A 23,715-nucleotide genomic window follows, 5' to 3' on the forward strand; every position below is an offset into this window, starting at 1 on the left:
ATTTCTGCTTGATATGTCGGTTTCCCGATACTTTCGTTTTCGCGACATCAGCCTGAAGACCCGCCTGAGCCTGGCGGTGGCGATTTTCTTTGTCTTGTCGCTGAGCTTACTCTCTATCCTGGCCGCATCGGTATTTGAACGTGCGCTGGAGAGGCTGATTGTCTCCAGGCAGACCAGCCTGATCGCCAACGCCGCAAATGAGATAGACCAGAAGATAGAACTCCGGAAAAACGCTCTGATACGCCTGGCCAGTGATCTTGGTGCCGGGAGTACTGAAAATGAGTATATTCAGCATTTTCTCGATCATCATCATAGTCTTGATGGCCTGTTTGATAATCTGGCGGTATTTGACTTGCAGGGTGATCTGCTGGCTAACCTGGATAATCCTGAGACCAGGGGCAAGCTCAATATCAGCAAGCGGGATTATTTTCAAAGAGCCGTCAAGCAAAAAAAGATCGTCATTTCTGCCCCTTTAAAAAGCGGTATTTCAGGACGCCCGCTGGTGGTGATCTGCGTCCCTGTTTTTGCACCTGATGGTGACATGCTGTTGATGCTGGGTGGCACCATAGAATTGACGCAGGATAGCTTTCTGGCTGAACTGGCGACCGCCAGGATAGGAGAGCGCGGTTATTTCTATGTGCTGACGACTGAGGGGGTGTTCGTCAATCACCCAGATCATAGACGGATATTGAAGAATAGCCGTGAATTGCCTGACAAAAACCAGTTGCCGGAAAGCGCCTTTGCCAGCCAGGAAGGTAACCTGACCACCAATGACAACACCAGGGATGAAGCAATACTCTCTTATCGTCGCCTGAAATCGGTGGGATGGATAGTTGCCGGCATCTACCCTACCAGCGAAGCCTTCAGCATCATCTCAGAAGTCAGAAAAGATGCCATCCTGTTCAGCCTCGCATTATTGCTGACCTTGCTGCTCTTGGTCTGGTGGTTCATGTACTGGCAACTGGCACCACTGCAAAAATTGCGTGACAAGGTGAATAATGCAGAAAGCGATATGCTGGTCGCCCAACTGGAAAAACAGACTGATAAAAACTACTCCAAAGATGAAATAGGTGATTTGACCAAGGCGTTTGACGATGCCATGAACAAGCGCCGTGAGGCCGAACTGGCCTTAAGTGCCAGTGAAAAAAAACTGCGCCTGATTGCCGATAATATGTCAGCCTTTATTGCCTACGTCGATTATCAGGAAAAATACACCTTCGTCAATAAACGCACCGAACATCTGTTTGGCATCACCGCCCAGCAAGCCATAGGCAAGACCGTCAAGCAAGTTTCTACTGCCGATTTTTACCAGAAAACCAAACCTTATGTGAACCAGGTCCTGAATGGCGAATGGACTTGCTTTGAGCGGCGTGTGGAACGCTACAGCCATTGGGAATGGGACAGGGTTACCTATGTGCCTGATTTTAATAAATCCGGCAAGGTCGATGGTTTTTTTGTGCTGGTGGAAGACATCACTGAATTCAAGCGCGTGCAGGATGATCTGACGCGCAGCGAAAAACGGGTGCGCACCATCACCGATAATGTACCCGCCATGATCGCCTATGTCGATGCCAGTGAGCGCTATCAATTCTGCAACCGCAACTATGGCTTGATACCTGGCTTGCATCCTCATGATTTGCTGGGAAAGACCATCACTGAAGTATTTGGTGAACAGACTTACCTGGACATGCGGGAACAAATCCAGCAAGCCCTGCACGGTGAAAGAGTCTCTTTCGAACGCTATGCACCCGAGCGGGATATCAAGCGTTATTTGCAATATGAATATGTGCCGGACATCAATGCCGAGGGTGCTACCCTGGGATATTACTCCATGGTGATCGATATCACCGCCCGCAAGGAAGCTGAATTGAAACTGGCTGCCAGCGAAGGTTTGCTGCGTACCATCGCCGATAATATCCCCGCCTTTGTCAGCCTTATCGATAGCGAAAACCGCTACCAGTTTGTCAATCGCCCTTATGAAACCTGGTTCAATCTGCCACTGGAAGAGATACGCTGCCAGCCTGTACTATCGTTGTTAACCGGCGCGATGCAACAGGAACATCATGTGCACTACAAGCTTGCCATGGCGGGTGAAAAAACAGAATTTGAAACCGAGATCCAGATAGGTGACAAAACCGGCCATTATCATGCCACCTATGTGCCGCAATACGATGCGCGCGGCAAGGTGGTGGGCGTCAATAGCCTGATTAACGATATCAGTGACGCCAAGGCGGTGGAAAGACAATTGCTGGCACTGACCCGTTTCGATACCCTGACCGGCCTGCCCAATCGTAACCAGATCAATGAAAGAATGGAGCAAGCCAGCGCCCGCTCACAACGCACGGGCCGTTTGATGTCTGTCATGTTCCTGGATGTCGATAAATTTAAAAGCATTAACGACAGCCTGGGCCATCATGCCGGTGACCTGGTCTTGCAAGAGTTTGCCAACCGGCTCAAGAATTGCATACGCCAGACCGACCTGGCAGGCCGCCTGGCAGGCGATGAATTCGTCATCGTGCTGGAAGGCTTGAACATGCATGGCGAAGCCGACATGGTAGCCAGCAAAATAGTACAGGCCATGACCATCCCCTTCGATATAGAAGGCAAGCCACTGATGGTCACCACCAGCATAGGCGTGGCCATCTCATCCGAACAAAACGCCAACGCTGGCGACATGCTCAAAAAAGCCGATGAAGCCCTCTACCTGGCCAAGAAAGCGGGGCGGAATAATTTTAAGGTTTTGCAGCTGGAATAACTTTTTGAATTTTTCTATGGCAGTGCCGACTCTTGGAGTGATCTTAGTATGAGTCGCCAAGAATTGCAGTTTTTGCTGAATATTGCGATGTCAATTTAGCCGCTCAAGTACATACATGAGACCATAGCCCAGTCCTGTTACTTCTAAATTATGCAAACCATGAATTGCCATTACGATGCAAAGTGCAACTTTGTAGCTATTCTTTTCCCAAACTATAAATGATGTGCTATAAATTAAACCACCTAAGAATGCGTTAACTATTCCGATCAAGCCATTCGGATAATGAAGTAATGCAAATGGACTTGTCATCAATAATAAAGTGAACCAGATATTGAGTTTTAAGAGGCGGGCAATACTGAACGGAAGTGCTTGAAATAACAGTGTTTCAATAATGGGACCAAGAATCACTACATAATAAAATATATGTGTACGTTTTTCTGAAGCGGAATTTTCGTCCATGGGTATGAGCATTAATATCATCATTGAAATGAAGAAATGCATAGTTGCGAAATAAATGCAATATCGAATCTTGCCTTTGACCTTACGGTTTTCGAAAAATGAAATGAATTTCACTTCTGTTAGTTCAAACGTTTTCATATTTTTATAATTATGGTTTGTAGAAAATTCAATTTCAACCTAATCCAATTTTTTAATTTCTTCCTGAATGTTCAAGCCAAATGAGACCAATCGGTCAATTTGAGCAGGGTGATATGTTTGCATGTAATCAGGACTTCCATATCCTGCCGGTGCGGAGATACTCTGGATATTCATCTTATTCATTACTTCAACTGTTGCGACCCATGAGCGCTTGTAATTTATGGGCTCCTGACCAAGCCGGGTTACATACTCATTGACATTGATATTTTTAAAAAATTGTCTCTGCTCAGACAATAATCGACTGAAATTTTCATATCGTAATTTATCACTAGCCAAATACTCTTCTTGCTCCCTGGATGTTTTTCCGCTGAGAGAAAGTGCCAGATATTCCTCATACTTTTCATTCTTTTCTCGCAAATTTTTTTGTTCAGCACTTCCATGCCAAATCACCAGTGCGGAAGGTCGAATTACTTTTTTTCTTGCTGCTGTAAAAATATAATTTGCACATGAGGACATGCACAGACTAGTGACTTCGACATCGATTTGATTTTCATGTATCCAATATCCAAATACGATTCCAAAGTGAACATCTCCCCCTCTGGAATTAATGATCAAGCGATTGATTTCCTTATCTGCAGTTGCAGAAATAAAGTGATTGACCGTTTCATCAATGTCACCAAAATAAAGAGCAGTGTTATCTAAAAAATAGAATTTTGCAGGGACTCTATTTTGCCCAGAGTCCGATTCGCCAGACATTGCACTATTTGATAATACTGCCAGTAAAAAAGTGATCAACACCTGCGTATATATTTTTAAGAACATAGAAATCAAATAGGTTTGATATGCGCAAATAGCGCTCAATACATTTGTAGATAGCACACCATATCTCATGGCATGGCTTCACTTCTCCATTCCTGGTCTAGTCCACCTTGAGTTGGTTTTGGCGCAGAGCTGTCTTATCTTGAATACTTGTTGAAAGCATAAAGGATAATTTCGATAAATGTTGAAAAAGTAAAAATATTTTTGATATTTTTTAATCGCTATTCAATATTCTCTTGCTAGAGTCGTTTGAATGGGTAGGTGATTGTGGCCTTACCAGGATTTTGGCATAGCAGTTGTTGTCATAGTCCGCACCAGTAAAGGTGTGGTCGCCATTGCCCGAGTTGTAAAGACAGACTGGGCCCTTATCACGCGCCAGTAATATGACTGGTGATAAGGGACAGGAAAGTTGATTTTGAATAGAGGGGCCTGAGGTTTTTTTGCGTTCAGTCTCTGGCCTTGAGCAACTCTAGGATGCTGGAAAAATCCTTACCGCTAGCACCGGCCTTGCTGTGGATGCCGTACAGGTTACGCACGGCTTCACCCAGTGGGATGCTGGAATTGCTACCCAGTGCTGCCTCGGTTGCCAGGCCCAGGTCTTTGAGCATCAGGTCTACCCCAAAGCCACCGGTGTAGCCGCGTGATGCAGGGGTGTTTTCCATGACGCCGGGGTAGGGGTTGTAGAGTTCCAGCGCCCAGTTGCGGCCTGAGCTTTTGCTCATGATGTCGGACAGGACTTTGGGATCAAGCCCGTTCGCCACGCCCAGCGCCAGGGCTTCTGCTGTGCCTGCCATGAGTATGCCGAGCAGCATGTTGTTGCAGATTTTGGCGGTTTGTCCGGCACCGTGTTCGCCAGCGTGAAAGATGTTTTTGCCCATGGCGTTCAGCACAGGGCGGGCACGTTCGAGGTCGTCTGTGTTGCCGCCGACGATGAAGGTCAGCGTGCCTGCGGCTGCGCCTGCTGTGCCGCCTGAGACTGGCGCATCCACCATTGCCAGCCCACGTGCGGCTGCGGCTTGTGCGACTTTCTTGGCAGATTGTGGGGCGATGGTGCTGCAGTCTATGATCAGTGCGCCACTGGCGATGTGGGCGAGTATGCCTTCGTCGCCGAGGTAGAGGCTTTCTACATGGCGGCTGGCGGGCAGCATGCTGATGACGATGTCTGCGCCTTCTATGGCTTGTCTGGCGTTGCCTGCGGCCAGGGCACCGGCGTCTGCCAGTGTTTTTAGGGCAGCAGCGGAGAGGTCAAAGACGGTGAGTGAGTAGCCTGCCTTGAGCAGGTTAAGGGCCATGGGCGCGCCCATGTTGCCGAGGCCGATGAAGGCGATTTTGGATTGGTTTGACATGTGGTTATCTCCTGGTTTTCGTGTTCTTTGTTCAGATTGACGGTCGTTTCTCGTAGGTTGAGCCGATCGTAGGTTGGGCTACGTTTTATCAGCCCAACACTCGGCGTTTCAACAACGTATTCGTTTATTTAAGGCCCAGTGTTGGGCTGGTAAACCGTAGCCCAACCTACGAATTGCAGCTTCATTACATACTTACGCAGCTCTCTTTTGAATATTTCCAACCGCACCCAAATCCCGCAATGGATGCTGCTCTGCGTCCCAAAGGCGCGCAAAATATCGCTCACCATCCTGCGGCTGCAATGCATCCAAACTACCGGGTAACCACTGCGGTTTCTGATCCTTCTCCACAATCAAGGCTCGTATGCCTTCTGAAAAATCATGGCCTTGCGCGCAGGCCAGTGCTGCCACCAGTTCCATGCGGAAGATCTCTGCCAGCGACAAATGCTTGCCTTTTTCCTGCAAGGCATGCGCCAGCCAGGCAGATGTCGGGCTGCCTTTTTGCAGGCTGGTCACGGCTTTTTGCAGCCACACATCATCGTTCAATACGCTTGCATCCAGCTGGCAGATATTGCTGATGATCGTGCTCAGGTCAGCGGCGCTGCACAGTTGATTGATGAGGTCAAAATGCTGGCGCAATGGACCTGTGCTGCTCAAGCTGCCAGCACTGCGTTGTTGTTCATGCAGGATATGACTCAGGCGCAGATGATTGTTTTCTGCTTGTTTGCTCCATTCGCAGGCTTGCAGGCGGGCCAGTAGTTCTGCCTTGCTCTCGTGCGGCAATTGCAGGTCGGCCAGTTTCACAAATACGGCGTCGCTGGCGTTGATGTTGGCACCCGTCAATGCCAGGAACAAACCCAGCTTGCCCGGCATGCGGTTCAGAAACCAGGTGCCGCCTACGTCGGGGAACAGGCCAATCGCAATCTCAGGCATGGCAAGGCGGGATTTTTCTGTGACGACGCGGTGGCTGGCACCGGCCATCAAACCTATGCCGCCACCCATGACGATGCCGTGGCCCCAGCATAATATGGGTTTGCGGTAAGTGTGGATTTGATAGTCGAGACGGTATTCCTGCTCAAAAAAATCCAGGGCGTAGGCATTGCCCAGCAGGTCGTCTTTTTTGTCTGAGGCATGATGCTCGCGCATGCTGGCGTACAGGTTTTGCAAATCACCACCTGCGCAAAATGCTTTTTCACCAGCAGCCTGCAAGACCACCATGGCAATGCTGTCATCTTCATCCCAGGCTTGCAATTGCCTGCCCAGTAAATGCACCATCTCTTTGGACAGGGCATTCAGGGTTTTTTCTGAATTGAGGGTGGCCACGCCTAGTTGCATGCCATTGGCGGCAGGCAGGGTGTGGAACAGGACAGTGGCGTCGCTCATGCATTCCTCCACACGGGTGGGCGTTTTTCCAAAAAGGCGGTGACGCCTTCTTTTTGATCGGCAGTATCAAACAGGGCCAGGAAGGCCTCGCGTTCTTGTGGCAGCACGGTGTTCATTGGTTGCTGGCGTGCGCCTTGTATGAGTTGTTTGCATGCCTTGACGCTGCTCGGGCTTTGCTTGCCTACCTGTTTGGCCAAGGCCAGTGCGTGGTCCAGTGCGCCTCCGGTGGCGACGACTTCTTCGACCAGGCCTATACGCAGGGCTGTGGCAGCATCGACACGTTCACCGCACAAGATCAGACGCTTGGCCCAGCCTTCACCTACCAGCCAGGCCAGATTTTGCGTGCCGCCAGCACAGGGCAGCAAGCCGACTGCTGCTTCTGGCAAGGCCATTTGCGCCTGGGTTTCGGCAATACGCAAATCGCAAGCCAGCGCGCATTCCAGGCCACCACCCATGGCGTAGCCATTGATGGCAGCGATGGAAACACCACGGAAGCGGCTCAGGGTTTCAAATGCTTCACCAAAGCGACGTGCCATGTCGAGTGCTACGGCCTTGTCGCCATCGGCAAACAGCTTCAAATCTGCGCCGGCTGAAAAGAATTTCTGGCCTGAGCCTGTGATGACGAGGCTATAGATATCTGCATCGGCATTGAGGTCATTGACCAGTTGCGTCAATGCCTGCAAACCCGCAGCCGTCCAGGTATTGGCGGGCGGATTGGCGAGGGTGACCAGTGCAGTGTGACCTATGATTTCGCATTGCAGATTGGTGTAATTACTGTACTTGCTCATAAAAATTCCTCGCTTGCGGGTTGGTTTAGCATGTGACGGGCAACGATGACGCGCATGATTTCATTCGTGCCTTCGAGTATCTGGTGGACCCTGACATCGCGCAGAAAACGCTCCAGCGGGTATTCGCGTATATAGCCGTAACCGCCGTGGATTTGCAAGGCTTCATTGCAGACGGCAAAGCCGGTGTCGGTCGCCAGGCGCTTGGCCATGGCGCAATACACTGAGGCATTATCGGCCTTGCTGTCTAGCTTGCTGGCGGCGAGACGCACCATCTGGCGGGCTGCGACCAGCTCAGTTTGCATGTCGGCCAGCTTGAATTGCAGCACCTGGAAATCAGAGAGCTTTTTCTGGAACTGCATGCGCTCATTCATATACGCTTGCGCGCTATTGAGTGCTGATTGCGCCGCACCGATGGAGCAGGTGGCGATGTTGATGCGGCCACCATCCAGACCACGCATGGCGATTCGGAAGCCTTCGCCTTCATCACCCAGCAAGTGGCTGCGCGGTATGCGTACCTGGTCAAAATTGACGGTGCGGGTGGGCTGGCTGTTCCAGCCCATCTTGTCTTCTTTCTTGCCATAGCTAATGCCGGGCAAATCTGCCGGAACTGCAAAGGCCGAGATACCGCCAGCACCATCACCACCCGTGCGCGCCATGACGACCAGCATATTGGTGGCACCTGCGCCTGAGATAAAGGCTTTGCTGCCATTGAGGATATAGCTGTCACCATCGAGGCGGGCGCTGGTGCGCAGTGATGCCGCGTCAGAGCCTGAGCCAGCTTCGGTCAGGCAATATGACGCCAGTTTCTTGCCTGCGGCCAGTCTGGGCACCCATTCCTGCTGTACTTCTGGCGTACCCCAATTGGCGATCATCCAGCTCGCCATATTGTGTATCGTGATATAAGCCGTGGTCGAAGGGCAGGCACGCGCCAGTTCTTCAAACACGATGGCTGCATCCAGCCGCGTCAGACCCAGCCCGCCCAGCTCTTCTGGCACATACAGCCCGCAAAATCCCAGCTCCCCGGCATGGGCGATGACGTCCAGCGGGAAGTGGGAAGTGGCATCCCAATGCGCGGCTTGCGCCGTCATTTCATGGGCGGCGAAGCTGCGGGCAGATTGCTGGTAGGCGCGCTGGTCTTCACTAAGATCGAAGTCCATGGCCATCCCCCTATTTTAAAGAGATGGTCGTATTCACCTTGCCAGCGCTGACGCTGTCATCAAACCAGCGTGCCGTGATGGTCTTGGTCTGGGTGTAGAACTGTATGACCTGCTTGCCATAAGGCCCCAGGTCACCGAGCTTGGATGCGCGCGAACCGGTAAATGAGAACAGCGGCACAGGCACAGGAATAGGTACGTTGATGCCAATCTGGCCTACATCGATATCTTCTTCAAAGGTGCGAGCCGCAGCGCCAGACTTGGTGAACAGTGCCGTGCCATTGCCGTTAGGGTTGGCATTGATGATGGCGATGGCTTCAGCCAGGGTATCTGCCTGCATGATGCACAGCACAGGGCCAAAGATTTCTTCTTCATACACGCGCATGCCAGGCTTGACGCCAGTGAAGACTGTAGGGCCAACGAAGTTGCCGTGCTCATAGCCCGGCACTTTGGGTGCGCGGCCATCCAGCACCAGCGTCGCTCCTTCAGCAATACCCTGGGCGATCAGGCTTTCTACGCGTTCTTTGGCGGTGCATGAAATGACCGGGCCTATGTCGGTATTGGCTTCTGCACCGGCATTGATCTTGAGGCTGCGGGCGCGGTCCAGCAAGTCTGGCACCCATTGATTGGCTTCACCAACCAGAATGACCACAGACAATGCCATGCAACGCTGGCCAGCCGCACCAAAGGCAGCACCGGCGAGGTTATTCAGGGTTTGTTCTTTATTTGCATCTGGCAGGACGATGGCGTGATTCTTGGCACCCATCATGCACTGCGCACGTTTGCCCGCCAGTGTCGCGCGGTTATACACATGTGTGCCTACGCGGGTGGAGCCTACGAAGGACACGGCCTTGATATCAGGGTGGTCGCAAATCGCATTGACGATGTCTTCACCACCATGCACCACGTTCAGCACGCCAGGTGGCACACCAGCTTGCATCGCCAGTTCAGCCAGGCGCATGGTGACCATGGGGTCTTGCTCGGATGGTTTCAGGATGAAGGTATTGCCGCAGGCAATCGCCATAGGGAACATCCACAGCGGTATCATGGCCGGGAAGTTGAAAGGGGTAATGCCAGCGCACACGCCCAGCGGCTGGTTCAGGGTATAGGTATCAACGCCGCTGGCAACGTTATTGGCGATTTCGCCCATTTGCAGGTTGCCGATATTGGCGGCATGTTCTACCACTTCCAAACCACGGAAGATATCGCCTTCAGCATCGGCCAGGGTCTTGCCCTGTTCGGCTGTCAACAGTGCAGCCAGCTCGGCCATGTTTTCACGTATCAGTTGCTGGTATTTCAAAAAGATGCGGGCGCGAGTGCCTATCGCTGTCTTGCGCCAGGTCTTGAAAGCGGCCTTGGCAGCATCGACTGCGGCCTGCATCTCTTCTGACGTGGCAAAGGGCACATGGGCCAGCACTTGTTGCGTGGCCGGGTTGATCACATTGCGCCACTGCGTGGATTTGGAGTCTATCAGTTCGCCGTTGATGAGCAGTTTGACGTTGGGAACCTGGGTAAGAGTTGCCATGGTGATTTCCTGTACCTTCCTGATTGCGCACGGACAGACGGCGGGCTTTGCCCGCAACAACGGCCGCACTGATGCCTGAAAACAGAATGGCCACTGCATACAAAAACTTGCCGCAGCAACGATCCTGACCATGGGCATACACCGTGTGGGCGCACACCCGCCACGCACCTTCCGTACGTGACCAGACCTTGGGAAAACAGTGAAAGACCAGTATTGAAGACCAGCACCCGCTCGCCATCAAGCGCGCCATGCCATATCCCAAACACCGCCTTCCGCAATGTTTTTCTCAGCGATCAACAGGCCGGTATCCGGGCTTGCAAGTCTTGTTACATCGCCTTCCCAGTCATGCATGACCAGTGGCGTGGATGATGTAACCGCACTTGCTTACCGTTGCGGAGGCAGCAGGGGCTTGGGTCTTGATACTAACCGTCATTAGTTAATGACAGCGATCAGGACGACCACTTTCCCGTTTAACACAGCCCAAGAGATTGGGCTATGCACCTGTTATTTTTAGAATAGCACAAGAATTGACGTTAACGTAAACGTTAATTGGTGAAAAAAATTCAAGATGGTTTGCATCATGGCGGAAGCAAGGAAGCTGCCATCAAACACCATTTATATCTTATTAGTGATAATGTTTAAATATCACTTTAAGATGATATATTGATTTTATCGCTTTTGAGTGATAAATTGAAATTATTGCCTCAAGGTGATCGTCGCCTCTTATCTGGCAATGACATGTTCAGGCTATGGAGGGTGAGAACATCATGGATTACCGAATCAGCCTGGCAACACAGCTTAGCAGCCATCTCAAATCCTTGCGCCGTGAACAGGGACTGTCTCAGGCCGATCTGGGTAAACTGCTGGGTGTGGGGCAGGTCAGGATCGCCAATATAGAAAATAATCCTGGCGCAGTAAGCGTGGACCAGATGCTGAGCATCTTGCATTTGCTTGGCTGTGGCTTGTCTATCTACCAGCGCCAGGATGATAAAACTGTCATAGGAAAAACCGATAACGACAGCAGACTGGATTGGTAATCATGAACAAGTCTCGTATTCATCGCTCACTCAATGTCTGGATGAACGGCTTGCTGGTTGGTGTGTGGAGCTGGGATCGTACTGATACACATCAATTCGAGTATGCAGAAAGCTGGATCAAGTCGGCGGTGGCTCGCCCCCTGTCACTCTCTTTACCAATTACAGCTGGGCAGAGCATCTTGCGTGGCCCAGCAGTAAAAAACTATTTCGACAATCTCTTGCCTGACAATAAAAAAATCAGGCAGCGCATAAGCCACCGTTATCAAATTGCGTCCACAAATGTGCCAGATCTGCTGGAAGCATTGGGCCGTGATTGCATAGGTGCCATACAAATTCTGCCTCTGGATATACTGCCTGAGGGCTTTGATAAGATTAACGCGACCAGACTGACAGATAATGAAGTCGAAAAATTATTGCTGAATGTGACCGGTGATGAGGTTGATGGCAATATTACCGACGACTTCCGCATTTCGCTGGCAGGGGCTCAGGAAAAAACAGCATTGCTCTGGTATCAGGGACAATGGCATGTGCCCCATGGCGCGACACCGACCACACATATCCTGAAACTGCCTTTGGGCTTGATTGGCGGCATGCGCGCCGATATGTCTGGCTCCATAGAAAACGAATGGCTGTGCATGCGCATCATGGCAGCATTGGGATTTGAAGTAGCCAGGGCTGATATCGCAAAATTTGGTTCGCAAAAAGTTCTGGTGGTAGAACGCTTTGACAGGAAGTGGATGGGGCAGGACTGGATAGCCAGACTACCGCAAGAAGATTTTTGCCAGGCCAGCGGCATTGCACCGGACAATAAATATGAAGCCGACGGCGGACCAGGCATGGCGCAGTGCCTGCACATACTGGAAGGCAGTGTCTTTGCTGCCAAAGACAAGCTGAATTTTGTGCTAATGAACCTGGCATTCTGGTTACTGGCAGCGACTGATGGTCATGCCAAAAACTTCTCAATTTCTTTGCGTGCCGGTGGTGATTATCACCTGACACCCATGTACGATATTCTGTCAGCCTGGCCTGTGATCGGACGTGGCGCGTATCAATTGCAGGAAAAGAAAATCAAGATGGCCATGGCTCTGAGGTCCAAGAATGCGCATTTCAAAATGAGTGAGATGCATGCGCGGCATTGGCAGGGGTTGGCAGCACAGACCGGTGTTGTTGATTGTTTTGTGCAAATGCAAGGGCTGGTTCAAAATGTGCCAGATGCTTTGGCGCAGGTTGAGCACGAATTGCCAGCACATTTTCCTGAGCAGATATGGAGTAGCATCAGAGACGGGATGCTCAGGCAGCAGTTGCGTTTTTTGTCTGAAATGACAGATAAGTCAGCATGAGTGATCTGAGGTAGATGAAATAGGATACTGGATAGGTATTGATGACGAATCAATTTGGCAGTCAAGTTTGAAGATAGGAAAAAATGGATATCTTTGTAAGACCATTTATCAGAATATATAAAATGAAAAAATCTCACAATCAATTCCAATACCTCCTGGTTGCCTGTCTGTTTTCTGGAATCAGTCTTTTTGCCAATGGGGCTGAAGCTGATTTAGGAAATCGGTTTCAACACTTGTCTTTAATTAATTTGATTGCTACACCTGAACGCTACGATGGCAAACTTGTTTTAGTTACAGGTTATGTGACTGTTGGTCGGGAAAATATGTCCATGTGCTTGACGAAAGTCAGACATTCCAGCAAGGATTGCCTTTGGCTTAATGTCGATTCGGGGCCGTATGAAACAGATGATGACAGAAAACGAATCGATAAGAAAATGAAGGTGCTTTATAAATTCAACGGCAAGGTGGCGACGATAGAAGCAATCTTCGACCAGAATGATATGGGACATTTTGGTATGTGGTCAGCTACCTTGAAAGATGTTGTTCGCATCTACGACAACAAAGATAAATATTATTCGCTTGAAGACAAGGCTGTGCAGAAGTAGTCAATAATTCGAAAGTTCAAAACTGCCATTTACAGTTTTTCTGTTTGCATGGATCAAAATATGTTCACTGGTATGACGAATTCAAAGATACGCATGCCGTTTGGAGTAACACAGTCGGAATTGAAATTAATTTCGAAGATTCAGCGGTACCCGATGATGCTCATTATAAGAAATTGTGGATGTTCGCGGCTGAAGCCGCTCCTACAGGAAGGTAGCAAGAAATATCTGATTGAATAGCTTGCTAATTGCCGTGTAGATATTGGCTTTAATTAGCGTTTCCTAGCTTAATAGTTGCCAAGTAGCAGTAATAGGAGTTACGTCATTCCAGTGTGCTTTTGGCGTTGGAGGCGCTTGCCCTGATGCAAATAATGCTTATATAATAATGCAATTATGCTATTTTCCCTGATTGATGCCCAGGTCAGGCTGATAGGTAATTGACTGCATTTTATGGCTGTCAACTATCCTGGCGTAGTGAGTGTTTTGTTATATGCCATGTATTGAGAGCATTCCATCGAAAAAATTTCACAAAAATGAAGGCATTCATGTTGAAAACGATAGAAACGGGCAAGCTCAGTTTTACAGATACCAGGCTGGTATCCATATCAAAGAAAATGGCAGGCTTATTCACTCAATTCCTGCTTGCTGCAGCTGTCTCCACCGTCGCAGCCACAGCGTTTGCAGCGAATGGCGTAGCGCAATATGATCCTTTTACACAGGACCCCGTGATCATCGACAGTAAATTTCCACCGCTTGTCAACGAAGTCACTTTTGATAGCCAGGGCGTTGAACTTTATGGGAAAATTTTTTCTGCGCAAGGTAAGGGGGCTCACCCTACAATATTGATTGCGCGCGGGTATCCTGACATGACCTCCAGTGCAGATATCGCCTTGCTGGCACAGCGGGCTGGATACAATGCGATGATTTTCAATTATCGCGGTGCCTGGGGAATGAAAGGCGAATTTTCTTTGGAAAATTCTTACCAGGATTTACAGGCAGCCCTTGCCTTCTTGCGCTCTTATTCTGTGTCACAGAATATGCATGTCGACCCCAATAATATTGTTTTGCTTGGCTATAGTCTTGGCGGCCCTATCGTCTTGCGTCTGGCTGCTACCGACAAACATATTCGTGGTGTATTGCAGTTGGATGGATTGGATCTCAGGATTTTCCCAGCTTTTTCACCAGAACAAAAAGCAAATTGGGAGAGTGGTTTTACTACTCTGCCCATACCCGCTGCCAATGGCAAAAAAATTGTCAATGAGGTACAGACACAATTTAACGATAGCTGGAATCCTGCAAACTATGCGGCTGGCCTGGCGGGCAAGGATGTCACGCTGGTTTGGGCAAAGCAGGGTAATGGCCGCCTGGCACATGTCAAAGAGCGCGTGTCCTTGCAAGAGCTTTATGGGAAACAATCAAGACTGACAGAAAAGACGCTGGAGACGGATCATGATTTTTCAAACAGTCGCATAGCGTTAGGGCGCACCACCCTGGACTGGCTTAAAAAAGTACAGTTCGTCAGCCCTGGTTTTGCTGAAAAAAAAGAAGCGCCAATGGTGGGGCAAAAGATAACTCTCCCTGTTGCTGAACTCAACAAATATACAGGTACTTATCAGGGGGGCAGTTTTTTCAAGGCTTTCATTAAAGTGGACGGCGAGACTTTAGTCGAGGCAGATGGGGATCAAAACTGGTTGCCAGTGATTGCCTTGTCTGGCGATAAATTTTTTGTAAACGATGAAAAACACCCCGGCTGTAATGATGTCAGGTTCGATAAGAACGATAAGGGAGAGGTCGTCTCTTTGGTAGTCAATTGCTCTGGTCGTTCATTGACTATGCCGCGCATCAGCCGCGATCTGCTTTTTCCAAGAAGCATCGTGAACAAAGACTTGCCGCAGGCGATGCTGGAAGAATATGCCGGGAAATATCGCTTTCTGTCTGGTTCAGGAGAACCTGGGGGATTGATGGAAGTTTCTGTATCAGGAAAAAATCTTGGAGCACAGCCTGAAGGTGATGTAAAAGATACCCTGTATGCCGAGGCAGAAGATAAGTTCTTTTGCCGTCGTCTTGAATTCAGTTTTGAGTTTCTGAGGAATGAAAAAGGACAAGTGTATGAATTAAAGGCGACGCACACTAATGGACAGGTAGTGAGGCTTGCAAAAATCTGACTTTTTGATTGGCCTGCAATCAGGCATTTTTGCAGCTGGCCAGCTATGCGGCTTAGCTGGGTTATCTCAGACTACCATTGACTCATGTATGCATTTAAAAATCTAGTTTATAAAAGCACTTTTCCTAATTTATTTATGCCACGGTACACTACGAACGTCGCTGGAGCGCCAGCCCGGTGGATTCTAGCTAAAAACATGCTGGAATGACGTGAATGAAGTGTAATTTTGATTTGAGCTTGCTTAGCTAGGTGCGTGTACTAAAAAATCAAATATGGTATTGCAATTGTACTTGGAGAATTTTTCAGAAGGCTTGTTTCCAGCTTTTCTGCTAGAAACCAGCATTCAAGATCCATAGGCTCATATTGCAAGAAGCAAGGATAAAGCGCAAAGACAAAAGGCACATGCCCACAATACAATGAGCATGTGCCTTTTGCACCAATTCAAATCGGCTTAATCAAAAGCTATTAGCAACAATCCTGATGCTCTTCATCATCCGCTGCCACAGTCGCTCTTAACAACTTGGCTGCCTGCACCATGTTTTCCAGCGCTGCTATGGTCTCTGGCCAGTCGCGGGTTTTAAGGCCGCAGTCAGGGTTGACCCAGAGGCGGGCGTCTGGGAGGACGCTGCGGGCTTTTTGCAGTAGCCTTTGCATTTCCGTGACCTTGGGTACGCGTGGTGAATGGATGTCGTAGACGCCTGGGCCTATGTCATTCGGGTAGGCGAATTCGCCAAAGCCGTCCAGCAATTCCATGTCCGAGCGTGAGGTTTCTATGGTGATGACGTCGGCATCCATGGCGGCGATCCAGGGCAGGATGTCGTTGAATTCTGAATAGCACATGTGGGTATGAATTTGCGTATCGTCCCTGACGATGGCAGAACTCAGTTTGAAGGCGCGCACTGCCCAGTCGAGGTAGGCAGACCAGTCTTGCTGCTTCAGCGGCAGGCCTTCACGGAAGGCGGGTTCGTCTATCTGTATCATACCTATGCCGGCTTTTTCAAGATCGGCAACTTCATCACGCAGGGCCAGGGCGATTTGCAGGGCGGTGGTGGAGCGTGGCTGGTCATCGCGCACGAAGGACCATTGCAGCATGGTGACGGGGCCGGTCAGCATGCCTTTCATGGTTTTGGCAGTCAGGCTTTGGGCGTATTCGCTCCAGCTGACTGTCATGGCTTCTGGTCTGTAGACATCGCCATAGATGAAGGGTGGTTTGACACAGCGTGAGCCATAGCTTTGTACCCAGCCATTCAGGGTGAAGCCATAGCCCCAGAGTTGTTCACCGAAATATTCGACCATGTCATTGCGTTCTGGTTCGCCATGCACCAGTACGTCGATGTCGAGCTTTTCTTGTTGCTCAACGACCAGGCGGATTTCTGCGCGCATGGCTTCGAGGTATTCGAGATGCGACAAGTCGCCACGCTTATAGGCGGCGCGCGCCTGGCGTATGGTTTTGGTTTGCGGGAAGGAACCTATGCTGGTGGTCGGGAACAGCGGCAGGGAAAAACGCTTTTGCTGTTCGCTGATGCGGCCTGCAAAAGCCTGGTGGCGAGTGACATCCTGTTCTGTAACCGCAGCCAGGCGTTTTTGTACGATGGGGTTATGGATGCGTACGGATGTGCGGCGGCTGGCGACGGCCTGGTCGGCGGCTTTGAATTGCTCGGCGACGCTGTTCCCATTGCCATTCAGGACTTGTTTCAGGGCGACGATTTCATCGAGTTTTTGGGTGGCAAAGGCCAGCCAGCTCAGGGTTTCTGCATCGAGTGCGGTTTCTGCTGCCAGGTCTACCGGCACATGCAGTAAGGAGCAGCTTGCTGCCAGCCATAAGTTGTCGCCCAATTGTGCATGGGCAGCTTGCAAGTCGGCCAGCAAGGTTGTCAGGTCGGCGCGCCAGATATTGCGGCCATCGATGACACCGGCGGACATTACGCGGCCTTGTGGCCAGTTGGCCAGCAGGGCAGGCAATTGCTGTGGTGCGCGTACCAGGTCCAGGTGGACGCCAGCGACAGGCAGGGCATGCAGCAGGGCGGCACGTTCCTGTACGGATTCAAAATAAGTCGACAGCAAGATTTTTGGCGTGTTTTGTGCCAGGGCATTGTAGGCCAGCACAAAGGCATCCAGCCAGGCATTGTCGAGGTCCAGTGCCAGGATGGGCTCATCTATCTGTACCCAGTCCACACCTTGCTCTTGCAGGCGTGCCAGCAGGCGCTGGTAAGCGGGGATGATCTTGGGCAGCAGATCCAGCTTGATCGTCAGACCGCTCTTGATTTTACCGAGGTAGAGCAAAGTCAAAGGGCCAACCAGGGTAGCTTTGGCTTTGTGGCCCAGGGACTGGGCTTGTGCCAGTTCTTCAAACAGCCAGTCTGTGCCGCCATCAAAGCTGGTATCTGCTGTCCATTCTGGGACGAGGTAATGGTAGTTGGTATCAAACCATTTGGTCATTTCCATTGCAAAATGCTGAGGGTTGCCACGGGCGGCGACGTAGTAATCTGCCAGGCTCAGTTGCCTGGCATCAAAGCCAAAACGTGTGGGCAGGGCACCCAGCAGGGCCAGGGTGTTCAAGACCTGGTCATACCAGGCAAAGTCGCCGACGCTGACAAAGTCGAGGCCAGCCTGCTTTTGCAAACCCCAGTGGCGGGCGCGCAAGTCGCTGCCGGTTTCACGCAGGGTGGCTTCTGTGATGTTGCCGCGCCAGAAGGATTCTTGCGCGAATTTTAATTCTCTTTGGGCGCCTATGCGAGGGAAGCCCAGGGTGTGTGCTGTTGTCATTTCATTTCTCCTATCGTGGGAGGACTTATGCAAAACCGCCCCAGCTACGTTGCAGCTCCTAGCCGTACTAAAGTACTGTCTTCGTCGCTGACGCCTTGCTGGGACAATTTTGCAAAAGTCCTATGGGTAGTAGCATGATGGGTTAGAATTGACTATGATTCAAACGACATATTTTAAGAATCATCTTGAATTTTATTCATAATGGAGCCGACAAGGCTCAGAGATCATGCAATCCATACTAGAGCTACGCCACCTGAAAACCCTGCATGCCCTGCGTGAATCCGGCAATTTATTGCGGGCTGCGGTCTTGCTGAATCTCACCCAGTCCGCCCTGTCGCACCAGATCAAGTTGCTGGAAGAGCATCACGGCATGCCGCTATTTGAGCGCAAGACCACGCCCATACGCTTTACGCCTGCGGGTGAGCGTCTGCTGCAACTGGCCGACAGCATCTTGCCGCAAGTCGCCAATTGCGAGCGCGACTTGGCGCGCCTGGCCCAGGGCGTGGCGGGGCAATTGCGTATCGCGGTCGAATGCCATACCTGCTTTGACTGGCTCATGCCAGCCATGGATGTATTCCGCCAGCGCTGGCCAGAGGTGGAGCTGGATATCGTGTCCGGCTTCCAGGCTGACCCTGTAGGGCTGCTGTATAGCCACAAGGCGGATGTCGCCATCGTGTCGGAAATGGATGCGGATGAAAGCGTGGCTTATCACCCCCTGTTCCGTTTCGAGATCATTGCCTTGATCGCCAAAGACCATGCACTGGCGTCGCGTGATTATCTGGTGGCGCAAGACTTTGCGACTGATACCCTGATTACCTATCCCGTGCCGGATGAAATGCTGGACGTGGTGCGCCAGGTCTTGAAGCCAGCCGGTGTGGATACTGTCAGACGCACCACCGAGTTGACAGTCGCCATGCTGCAACTGGTGGCCAGCAAGCGCGGCATCGCCACCTTGCCGGTGTGGGCTGCGCAAAATTATGTGAATCGTGACTATGTGCTGCCCAAGCGCATTACAGCGGATGGCTTGACTGGCAGGCTGTATGCGGCTTGCCTGCCGGATTTGTCTAGTAAGGCTTATCTCAGTGATTTTGTGACGACGATACGGGAGAGTAGTTATTTGAATTTGCAGAGTATAGAGTTGATTTGAGTGTACTGCGATTGAGTAATAGTTCTCATGTTCGTATGGTATGAATGTATTTCGTGCGCCATTTTATTCTGCCGTTTTTGCATTCCATGCAGCGATAACTGCATTTTGTCCATTTCTTCTTGTTCAAGCATCTGCCATCCCCTACATTCTCAGGATTTATTCGACCGGAGGTATGACATGGGGCTATGGGTAAAACGGATTGTATTTGCAGGTATGGCAGTGCCAGTCCTGGCACAGGCGCAGCTTGATCTGACGAAGCTGGATCGTGATATGGCCGGGCCTCGTGCTCAGGTGCTGGTGCTGGGGACGGTGCACTTGAACAGCATGCCAGCCAGCTTCAAGCCTGCATCGCTGGATGGTGTGCTCGATAAGCTGGCGAAATTCAAACCAGAGATCATTACGATAGAAACCGAGTCTGGTGAAGAATGTGATATGGCCGCCCGCCATGTTGCCAGATATGGCGCTGATTACTGCGCATCGGTCGAAGCTGCCAGGCTGGCGACGGGCCTGGATGCACCTGCCGCCATGGCTGAAGCGGACAAGTTGTTGAAAGCCTGGCCAAAGCAGACAATGCAGGTAAAGCCAGCGCAGCGCCGTCGTCTCGCAGCCTTGTTCTTGGCTTCGTATGACACGGCATCGGCCTATGTGCAATGGCTGCAGCTGCCAGAAATGGAGCGCCATGCGGGCGATGGTTTGAATGATGTGCTGGTAGAAAAGCTCATGCAGGCTGGAAAACGCAACAATGAAAACTACCTGATCGCTGCGCAACTGGCAGCACGCCTGGGTTTGCAGCGCGTTCATGCCGTCGATAACCATACTGGTGACCGTATTGATGTGGCGGATATCAAAGCTTTTGTACGCTCCATTGAATCTGCCTGGGCGGCAGGTAATCAAGACCAGAAACTGCGTAAGAAGCGGGAAGAGGAATTGATGCTGGCCACCGACCTTTTGCCTTTGTACCGCTATATCAGCGAACCAGAAAGCCTGCGGATTTATGCTGAGGCCAATGTCGCCGCTGCCATGCGTGCCAAATCGCCAGAAGGCTATCCGCAGATCTGGGTGGCTGGCTGGGAGATACGCAATATGCGCATGGTCGCTAATATTCGAGAAACCTTCCGCGAGCGCCCGGGCGCACGTGTGCTGACTGTGGTTGGACTATCCCACAAACCCTGGTTTGATAGCTGGCTGGGCCAAATGCAGGGGGTGGATATCGTGAATGTGGCGGATGTCCTGAAGTGAGGTGCTCATAGTAGCAAGTGCTGGCTTTTTGTAGGAGCGGCTTTAGCCGCGAATGCTTTGCTGCATAGACCGCGCATGATGCGGGCATTGCTGCATTTGCTATTCGCGGCTGAAGCCGCTCCTACGGGGTGATTGCGCTGGTTTTATCGACTGGCCATTTCTGTATTTACTGCCTCATCTTCCGAGAATTTTTCCAGCCCGCGTGCCAGTGAGGAGACGCTTGGGTTTTCGACGAAGACGCAGCGTTTGCCTGTGCGTTTGCAGAAATCTTTGACGCGCCAGTAGGCGGTGTGGCTGATGCAGCCGGTCTGGCAGATGACGAGGTCGGCGGCGGCCAGGCTGGCGTCGAGCAGGCTCTGGTTGTCTTCAAGGCCACCATCATGATGGGCGAAGCGGCCGCCTATACGTTCTATGAGGTCGCGGTAGGTGGGGACATTGCCGCTGCGGCCACCTACGCACAACACAGTTTTTTGCTTCAGGTGCAGGGTGATGGGATAGACTTTTTCTTCTGGCTGTTGCCTGCTTTGCTCGGCTACCTGTTCCTGTATGTCGGCGGCAGCTTTGCTGGCTTCTGCGAGTTTTTGTTTTAGTTCGCGCACCTGGTTTTCTGTTTCGGTCTGGCGTTCAGCCATTTGCTCGATTTTCTTGAGCAGGCGCTGGCGGGTTTCCAGCTCGGGGATTTCTGCTTTTAACGCGGCGATGTCGCAACTGAGGAAATGGATGCTGCTGTCCTTGCCTATACTTTCTGCGCGCAGTTGTATTAGCTGGGTATTTTGTTTTTCTATTTCGCGGGTTTTTTCAGCCAGGGCGCGGTTATGTCTTTCCTGCACGCGGCCTAGTTCGCGAGTCAGTAATTTGTTTTGTTCAACCAGGGCATTGAAGCGTGCGATATCGATGCGCACGCTGGCACCGGCCTGGTGCTGCAGCATGTGCATGTCGCGGCATAAGCCATCTTGCAAATCGGCGTCGCAACGCGGGTGTGTCAGTGCGGCCCAGAAAGCACCTGCCACATCGCCTTTGTCGATGGCTGCCAGCCACAGGCGGGTGACGGCTTCTACTGTTTTTGCTGCGCGGAATTCCTGTATGGTGCGGGCATAGCGTTGTTCCAGCTCTTGCTGTATGGCTTCTGACAGACGGTTGCGACGGCCACACTCAGCAATCGCGCCGACATGGATTTCATAGTCTTCGGCTATGGCCTGGCCATTCATGGCTTTGTTGACGATGCGTCGCAAAGTCGTCAGTGGTATGCAAACGCCGACGACGGGGCAATGGCATTCATGCGTCAAATCCCAGATGCGGCGACGGCGTGAACCTGCCGGTGTGGCTTCTGGTGTTAATGCAATACTATGTTTGTCATGTTCACACATACGGTACTCCTGTTAGTGAGGACTTATGCAAAACAGCCCAAATGATATTGCAGACATTTCGTCGCGAACCGTGCGCTGATGAACGCTCATTGTCGCCATGCTGCAAGGATTTTGCATAAATCGGGTTAGTGCATTTTTTTACCCGGGGCTATTTCAAAGCCGGTGACGTGAGGCGCTTCCGGGGTTTTGGGCAGGCGCGCATCATAGCTTTCTATGTTCAGCTGCGCTTCTGCCAGCATATAGGCAAGGACGCGGAAAGCCTCGACATCAAAGCGCAGCGACACATGGTTCAAAGACAGGTGGACTACCCCGCATTCAGGGCAGATCATGACTTCGCCGACTTTACTTGTAGCCAGGCCGAGGTGCTGGCAAGCGTTGGCTGATGACTGATGTTTCATGTGTTCCTCTGCGCTAGGCTTAAGTTGGGTTCTATGTTGGATTCTAAGTTGTGTTCTAATTTGTACTTTTAGGTGCTTGAATACTCAGGCATGGATCGGGACGGGTATGCGTCTTGACGACGTGGCTGACGTCATAGATGGATGCAGTTGACGCAATAGATGCACCTCCTGATTTGCTATCATCTGTTTCAATATATCCATGGATTTGCAGCCTGGCTTGCTGGCTGGCAGGCAGCCATACCGGCACACCGAGGTCACGCCTGACGTGACCATTGCCAGCCAGCAGGACGACACCGCGGTCGGCGTTTTCAGTGACGATTTTGGCCATCACGACATCACGCGCGACTTGGGCCCTGACCATGCTGGGGACGATATTGTCTGGCATCTTGCCGCAATGGCCGCTTTCCATGGCAGCACGCTGGCCATCGACTACCACGCTCGGTAAAGGCTGGTCGAGCTTGTAGCTGGTGATGGTGTTCTTGTCGAGTACGGCAGCATAGCCTTCACGCATGACGCGGGCAGCATCGCTGCGGGACAGATTGGCAGCCAGCAGCGGTAGTTTGTAATCGATGGCGAGCTGGATGACGGGGCGATAATGCGGCCATTCCCAGCGCTTATTGCCGAGCTTGCTGATGATGCAGTCTGCATCCGTGCAAGTTGCCTGTGCCTGAGTGAGTTCGGCCTGGTTTTCGCGGTCGAACTGTTCCATGGCGATGGCCGGGCGCCAGCCTGCGATGACCAGTTTTTGCAGGTCAGCATAGCGTTGGGCATGCCCATCTGGATTGTCATGGACTTCACCCAATAACAATATCTTGCTGCCGCTGACTGGCTTTTCAGCCTGGGTCGCGCATGCTGATAACAGGCTTGCGGTGATCACAGCGATGAACAGGTTTGATTTACGCATTGTCGCAAGTATCCATATTCTGGCCTATGAACCACAGGACGCCGCTCGGGTCCGTTAACGTGAAGTCGCGCATGCCATAAGGCTGCTCCACAATAGAAGTCAGGCGCACCTGGTATTTTTCTGCAATGCCGGATGAGACGATAAATTCGTGCCAGATACTGACATCATCGACCAGAATATGCATCATGAAATTATTGGCGTGATCAGCGACATAGAACTCTTGCAGCATGAAACTGCATTGCGCATATTTGAGATGGGCAATGCCATCTTCACTGAAGACGACTTCAAATCCCAGGTCCTGATAAAAGGCCAGGGAAGTTTCAAAATTTTTAGCAGGCACAAAGGCCTTGATTTCCTGCATCTTTGGTTTTTGCATGATCTCTCTCA

Annotated in this window: 18 protein-coding genes, 1 pseudogene and 1 riboswitch; of the genes and pseudogenes, 7 read left to right on the forward strand and 12 right to left on the reverse strand. The window is 51.1% G+C overall.

Annotation, left to right across the window (positions count from 1 at the left end; genetic code table 11):
- Window positions 1-13 precede the first annotated feature (13 nt).
- The gene (locus tag ACO0LF_RS19035) at window positions 14-2,755 is read left to right on the forward strand and encodes a diguanylate cyclase domain-containing protein (RefSeq protein WP_423016816.1); all 2,742 of its coding nucleotides are present in this window, start codon (window positions 14-16) and stop codon (window positions 2,753-2,755) included.
- A 90-nt stretch (window positions 2,756-2,845) separates the two neighbouring features.
- On the opposite strand, the gene ACO0LF_RS19040 is transcribed toward ACO0LF_RS19035, so the two are convergent.
- The 7 genes and pseudogenes from ACO0LF_RS19040 to ACO0LF_RS19070 all read right to left on the reverse strand — a co-directional run bounded on the left by ACO0LF_RS19040 (window position 2,846) and on the right by ACO0LF_RS19070 (window position 10,364).
- Window positions 2,846-3,214 (reverse strand): CPBP family intramembrane glutamic endopeptidase, encoded by a 369-nt coding sequence (locus ACO0LF_RS19040; protein WP_423016818.1) that lies wholly within the window; start codon window positions 3,212-3,214, stop codon window positions 2,846-2,848.
- A 177-nt stretch (window positions 3,215-3,391) separates the two neighbouring features.
- Window positions 3,392-4,243, reverse strand: a complete 852-nt coding sequence (locus tag ACO0LF_RS19045) for a hypothetical protein (protein WP_423016820.1) — start codon at window positions 4,241-4,243, stop codon at window positions 3,392-3,394.
- 374 nt (window positions 4,244-4,617) lie between these two features.
- A pseudogene (gene mmsB, locus ACO0LF_RS19050) lies at window positions 4,618-5,535 on the reverse strand (3-hydroxyisobutyrate dehydrogenase); the annotation flags it as partial.
- 174 nt (window positions 5,536-5,709) lie between these two features.
- A complete protein-coding gene (locus ACO0LF_RS19055; protein ID WP_423016822.1) occupies window positions 5,710-6,897 on the reverse strand; it encodes an enoyl-CoA hydratase/isomerase family protein in 1,188 nt (395 codons plus the stop codon).
- Window positions 6,894-7,685, reverse strand: a complete 792-nt coding sequence (locus tag ACO0LF_RS19060) for an enoyl-CoA hydratase (RefSeq protein ID WP_423002498.1) — start codon at window positions 7,683-7,685, stop codon at window positions 6,894-6,896. Before ACO0LF_RS19060 ends, ACO0LF_RS19055 begins: the two co-directional genes overlap by 4 nt.
- Complete coding sequence (locus tag ACO0LF_RS19065; RefSeq protein WP_423016824.1) at window positions 7,682-8,842, reverse strand: acyl-CoA dehydrogenase family protein; 1,161 nt, start codon at window positions 8,840-8,842, stop codon at window positions 7,682-7,684. The genes ACO0LF_RS19060 and ACO0LF_RS19065 overlap by 4 nt, the downstream gene beginning before the upstream one ends.
- A gap of 10 nt (window positions 8,843-8,852) precedes the next feature.
- Window positions 8,853-10,364 carry a CoA-acylating methylmalonate-semialdehyde dehydrogenase gene (locus ACO0LF_RS19070; RefSeq protein WP_423016826.1) on the reverse strand — a complete coding sequence of 504 codons (1,512 nt, stop codon included), beginning with the start codon at window positions 10,362-10,364 and terminating at the stop codon, window positions 8,853-8,855.
- Window positions 10,365-10,646: 282 nt separating this feature from the next.
- A riboswitch (cobalamin riboswitch) is annotated at window positions 10,647-10,884 on the reverse strand.
- A gap of 247 nt (window positions 10,885-11,131) precedes the next feature.
- Here ACO0LF_RS19070 and ACO0LF_RS19075 point away from each other — a divergent pair.
- From ACO0LF_RS19075 to ACO0LF_RS19090, 4 genes are all read left to right on the forward strand, one after another.
- Complete coding sequence (locus ACO0LF_RS19075; protein ID WP_423016828.1) at window positions 11,132-11,401, forward strand: helix-turn-helix domain-containing protein; 270 nt, start codon at window positions 11,132-11,134, stop codon at window positions 11,399-11,401.
- 2 nt (window positions 11,402-11,403) lie between these two features.
- On the forward strand, window positions 11,404-12,741 hold the full coding sequence (locus ACO0LF_RS19080) for a type II toxin-antitoxin system HipA family toxin (protein WP_423016830.1): 1,338 nt from the start codon (window positions 11,404-11,406) through the stop codon (window positions 12,739-12,741).
- A 122-nt stretch (window positions 12,742-12,863) separates the two neighbouring features.
- Entirely contained in the window at window positions 12,864-13,346 is a 483-nt protein-coding gene (locus ACO0LF_RS19085) for a hypothetical protein (RefSeq protein WP_423016832.1), read from the forward strand.
- Between the two features lie 542 nt (window positions 13,347-13,888).
- On the forward strand, window positions 13,889-15,508 hold the full coding sequence (locus ACO0LF_RS19090; protein WP_423016834.1) for a hypothetical protein: 1,620 nt from the start codon (window positions 13,889-13,891) through the stop codon (window positions 15,506-15,508).
- A 464-nt stretch (window positions 15,509-15,972) separates the two neighbouring features.
- On the opposite strand, the gene metE is transcribed toward ACO0LF_RS19090, so the two are convergent.
- The gene (gene metE, locus ACO0LF_RS19095) at window positions 15,973-18,273 is read right to left on the reverse strand and encodes a 5-methyltetrahydropteroyltriglutamate--homocysteine S-methyltransferase (protein ID WP_423016836.1); all 2,301 of its coding nucleotides are present in this window, start codon (window positions 18,271-18,273) and stop codon (window positions 15,973-15,975) included.
- Window positions 18,274-18,496: 223 nt separating this feature from the next.
- Between metE and ACO0LF_RS19100 the strand changes: the two genes are divergently transcribed.
- Complete coding sequence (locus tag ACO0LF_RS19100) at window positions 18,497-19,420, forward strand: LysR substrate-binding domain-containing protein (protein ID WP_423016969.1); 924 nt, start codon at window positions 18,497-18,499, stop codon at window positions 19,418-19,420.
- A gap of 213 nt (window positions 19,421-19,633) precedes the next feature.
- The gene (locus ACO0LF_RS19105; protein ID WP_423016838.1) at window positions 19,634-20,659 is read left to right on the forward strand and encodes a DUF5694 domain-containing protein; all 1,026 of its coding nucleotides are present in this window, start codon (window positions 19,634-19,636) and stop codon (window positions 20,657-20,659) included.
- 143 nt (window positions 20,660-20,802) lie between these two features.
- On the opposite strand, the gene ACO0LF_RS19110 is transcribed toward ACO0LF_RS19105, so the two are convergent.
- From ACO0LF_RS19110 to ACO0LF_RS19125, 4 genes are all read right to left on the reverse strand, one after another.
- Window positions 20,803-22,026 carry a DUF2325 domain-containing protein gene (locus ACO0LF_RS19110; RefSeq protein WP_423016840.1) on the reverse strand — a complete coding sequence of 408 codons (1,224 nt, stop codon included), beginning with the start codon at window positions 22,024-22,026 and terminating at the stop codon, window positions 20,803-20,805.
- Between the two features lie 125 nt (window positions 22,027-22,151).
- Window positions 22,152-22,424, reverse strand: a complete 273-nt coding sequence (locus ACO0LF_RS19115; protein ID WP_423002487.1) for a hypothetical protein — start codon at window positions 22,422-22,424, stop codon at window positions 22,152-22,154.
- 55 nt (window positions 22,425-22,479) lie between these two features.
- Window positions 22,480-23,328, reverse strand: a complete 849-nt coding sequence (locus tag ACO0LF_RS19120) for a ChaN family lipoprotein (protein ID WP_423016842.1) — start codon at window positions 23,326-23,328, stop codon at window positions 22,480-22,482.
- On the reverse strand, window positions 23,321-23,704 hold the full coding sequence (locus tag ACO0LF_RS19125; protein ID WP_423016844.1) for a VOC family protein: 384 nt from the start codon (window positions 23,702-23,704) through the stop codon (window positions 23,321-23,323). Before ACO0LF_RS19125 ends, ACO0LF_RS19120 begins: the two co-directional genes overlap by 8 nt.
- Window positions 23,705-23,715 lie beyond the last annotated feature (11 nt).

The sequence above is a fragment of the Undibacterium sp. Di27W genome (assembly GCF_049340345.1).
Lineage (GTDB): Bacteria > Pseudomonadota > Gammaproteobacteria > Burkholderiales > Burkholderiaceae_D > Undibacterium.